Below are 3,513 nucleotides of genomic sequence, written 5' to 3' on the forward strand. Positions count from 1 at the left end.
ATTTTTTGCTTTCTTTTTGCCGGTGTCACCGAGACTAACAAGATGTAAAAGTTCCTCAATGCCGTCATCGGACGGAAGTCCCAACACGCGATACTGCTGGCGGATGTTTTCCACTGCCGTCATATCTGCGTAGACTGCCGGGCTTTCTACCACGGCACCCATCCTGCGTCGGCAACGATAAATTTCTGTATCCGTATTTTTTGCACCGTAAAGCGTAATGCTGCCGTCCGTTGGCTCCTGCAAGCCGCAGATCAGGCGGATGAGTGTCGTTTTACCCGCACCGTTTCTGCCGACAAAGCCATAGATCGAGCCTTTCGGGATGTGCATGTTCAGCCCGTTCAGCGCCGTGAAAGCACGGTAGCGCTTGGAGAGTCCATTGGTTTCAAGCACGTATTCCATGTTAAGTACCTCCTTTGCTTGATTGACCCAATGGTATCAGGCAAAGTTCCAGAAAGCGGTCAAGAAAATCGTCCAGAAATCATCAAGATTCTGTTTTCAGCCGGAAGCCGATACCCCAGACTGCTTCCACATAGTCGTGGTCGGATGCGCTGCGCAGCTTGCCGCGCAGATTGCCGATGTGCGTTTTGAGCGAGCTTTCGGTGCAGTCCGGCGTATCGGCACTGATGCGGTCGAGCAGAACTGATTTTGCCAGTACCTGACCGGGATTCTGCATCAGCAGCTTTAGGATCGCGTACTCTGTCCGGGTCAGCTGCACCTGTACATCACCGACGCGGACTTCATGGGATGCCGTGTCCAGCATCAGGCTGCCGCAGGTGTAAACTGCCGCAAGCGGGGAATGCGACGCCTCGCGCAGGCGCACCGCCACGCGGGCCAACAATTCTTTTGTGTCGAATGGTTTGGTGAGGTAATCCGCCGCGCCGCCAAGGAGCAGATTCACTTTGTCCTGCACGGCAGTCTTAGCACTGACCACAATGACAGGGATCCACTGAATCCGGGGCAGGGCTTCCTCACCGCTCAGTCCCGGCAGCATCAGGTCGAGCAGAATGAGATTGGGATGGCTCGATTTCAAGAGCAGCAGCGCCTCTGTCCCGGAGTAAGCGCGTTGCACCGCATAGCCCGCCCGCTCTAAAACCTCCTGTTCCAGATTGCCGATGGCGGCATCGTCGTCGATAATCAAGATTGCCTGCATCATCTTTTCCTGTTGGATTTATTGATTTTGGCGATCTCTTTGAATTTCGTGCGTTTGGCCTCCAAATACCGGCTATTGTCCGCTGCATAGTCGTTTTCCGTTTTCAGCTTTCGATAGGACGCAAGTCGGGCGGTATCCAGTGTTCCGTCCGCAAGTGCCCGCAGAACGGCGCATCCCGGCTCCGAGGTGTGGGTGCAGTCGGCGTATTTGCACGCGCGGGACAATCCTTCAATATCCGCAAACGCCGTATCAATGCCGTCGCCGCTGTCCCACATGCCAAGCTCGCGCATGCCGGGCGTGTCAATGACAAAAGCACCGTTGGGAAGTTGAATCAGCTCCCGGTGGGTCGTTGTGTGCCGTCCTTTATCGTCGTTTCCGATCTCGCGCGTGGCGATGCTGTCTGTGCCGGTCAGCTTATTGATGAGCGTAGACTTTCCAACACCAGAGGAACCGATAAACGCCACGGTTTTGCCCGGCAGAATATAGTTCACGACCGCCTCATAGTCCTCGTCTAATGAGGAGATCGCCAGCACATCCACACCCGGCGCGACATTTTGCGCCTCAAGGATTTTGCTTTCCACATCGGAACAAAGATCTGATTTTGTCAGAACCACTACGGGGGCTGCGCCGCTTTCGTAAGCAACAGACAGATACCGCTCCAGCCGCCGGATATTAAAGTTGTTGTTCAACGACATACAGATAAAGGCGGTATCAATATTGGCGGCGACGACCTGCTCCTGCTTTCCCGTACCAGCCGCCTTTCGGATAAAGCAGCTCTTTCGCGGAAACAATCCCGTAATGACCGCCTTGCTGTCATCCTCCGGCCATGCGGCAATGATATAATCCCCGACTGCGGGATAATCAGAAACCGTTTGCGTCTCATATCGGTATTTGCCGGAGATCTCGGCCAGCTTTACTGCTGTACCGCTCTGAATTTTATAAACACCTTTTTCCTGCGAGATGACTCTTGCCCGTAACTCATTCATGTCTGTGCCTCCGTATTGGAAAAGGAACTGCTGTAAACCGGCAAGACCCGTTTCCAGAACATAAGCCCATTTACGATCAGAAGTGCTCCGAATCCAATCCTTGCCGCCCATTCGGGCAGCAGAAGTGCGATCCCGTTCATATCTCCGCCGCCGAACAGGCCGCACAGGATACTCAGGTAAAGCGGATCGATCAAAAGAAGCGCAATTGTGATGTAATACAGAATTGCGCGAAGCAGTTTGCTCCCGATCGTGCCGATTTTCTTTGCAAGTGCAGTCAACAGATACGCTATGCAAAAAGTTGCCAGTGCGCCGACAAGGCAGAAGATGCCGAGTTGCGTGTCTGTCATGCGTTCACGGAAAACATCCACCTGCACACCAAGCCCCATAAAATTTACCTGTCGGAACACTCCGGTAAAAAGCGCATATAGCAGGTGCGCCCCTTCGTGAACGAGATAATAGACAATCACGGCCACCAGAATACCGATGTATTGCCGTGCTCTCTTTGACATTGTTTTTCTCCTCTCTTTCATAACCGGAGGTTTATTCTTCCTTGAAGTCAAGGGTCATCGTTGCCTCCGTATCGTATCTATTTGTTCAGCGACTCAATTTCGATTGGTGCCGTATCTGTCACAAAGATCATGGCGTCATAGGCGTCCTGTGGGGCACGCCAAACGCGGTAGCTTCTCGGAACGAAATTCATTAGGATGCTGTAATATTCGCCCAATGAACCCATCGGAACGCTATTAGCAATATACTCCATAAGCGCAGACCCTTCTGGCACTTTGGAAAAATCCAAAAAGCTGACATCAAAGCCGCATTTCTTCGATGCTTTGGCAAGCGGGTCATAGGAGTAAAAGGTATGGGTGATCCGCTTTCCGGTATACGGCTTCGGGAGATTGCAGACGGACTTGTAGAAATCTGTACCGATGGCAAAATAACCGTCGCCAAGATTTTCGGCAAGCAGACTGCCGAGCACCGGCGTCCCGGCATTTTCGCATTGCATGATATGGTTGTTGTGCCCGGAGATCAGGATGCGGCTGTTTCCGCGCGCCTGTTCCTGCTGCAAGATCCACAGCGTATTCTCTGCCATCATCCGGTCACGCTGTGCGTTCAGCTCACCGGAATCGTCTATGTATTTCCCAAGCTCGATATTCTGGAGCAAAATGTCCGCAAAATGGATCGACTGCGCATCCTCCGGCGACAGCTGATTTTTGACTGCGGTGATGATCTGCGTGCGCTGCTCGGCGGTGTAGCCGTCTGCGTAGGTGTTCGCTTCGCTGTTCCACATCTTCTCAAAATCGGCGGTGTCGATGTTTGCCTTTTGCAGCGCTTCCAGCAGATAGCGATAGGTGTAGGCACGCTGCTCCATATCGAAAC

5 protein-coding genes are annotated in these 3,513 nt (G+C 52.9%); all 5 read right to left on the bottom strand.

What is annotated here, in order from left to right; genetic code table 11:
* Window positions 1-399: ATP-binding cassette domain-containing protein (locus ACY2VT_RS14185; RefSeq protein ID WP_461880328.1), on the bottom strand; the 399-nt coding region annotated here is incomplete at its 3' end.
* 82 nt (window positions 400-481) lie between these two features.
* Complete coding sequence (locus ACY2VT_RS14190) at window positions 482-1,150, bottom strand: response regulator transcription factor (RefSeq protein WP_461880332.1); 669 nt, start codon at window positions 1,148-1,150, stop codon at window positions 482-484.
* Window positions 1,150-2,136, bottom strand: a complete 987-nt coding sequence (rsgA, locus tag ACY2VT_RS14195; protein ID WP_461880329.1) for a ribosome small subunit-dependent GTPase A — start codon at window positions 2,134-2,136, stop codon at window positions 1,150-1,152. Before rsgA ends, ACY2VT_RS14190 begins: the two co-directional genes overlap by 1 nt.
* Window positions 2,133-2,645: a hypothetical protein gene (locus ACY2VT_RS14200; protein WP_461880330.1), complete on the bottom strand. Its 513-nt coding sequence runs from the start codon at window positions 2,643-2,645 to the stop codon at window positions 2,133-2,135. Before ACY2VT_RS14200 ends, rsgA begins: the two co-directional genes overlap by 4 nt.
* 77 nt (window positions 2,646-2,722) lie before the next feature.
* The coding region (locus tag ACY2VT_RS14205) for an erythromycin esterase family protein (RefSeq protein WP_461880331.1) at window positions 2,723-3,513 on the bottom strand (791 nt) is incomplete at its 5' end.

The organism is Fusicatenibacter sp., from assembly GCF_050872605.1.
Classification (GTDB): domain Bacteria; phylum Bacillota; class Clostridia; order Lachnospirales; family Lachnospiraceae; genus Fusicatenibacter.

What these genes read in the sequence shown, in the direction of transcription:
- rsgA (WP_461880329.1), bottom strand. Translation starts at nt 2,136, where the DNA reads ATGAATGAGTTACGGGCAAGAGTCATCTCGCAGGAAAAAGGTGTTTAT.
- ACY2VT_RS14190 (WP_461880332.1), bottom strand. Translation starts at nt 1,150, where the DNA reads ATGCAGGCAATCTTGATTATCGACGACGATGCCGCCATCGGCAATCTG.
- ACY2VT_RS14200 (WP_461880330.1), bottom strand. Translation starts at nt 2,645, where the DNA reads ATGTCAAAGAGAGCACGGCAATACATCGGTATTCTGGTGGCCGTGATT.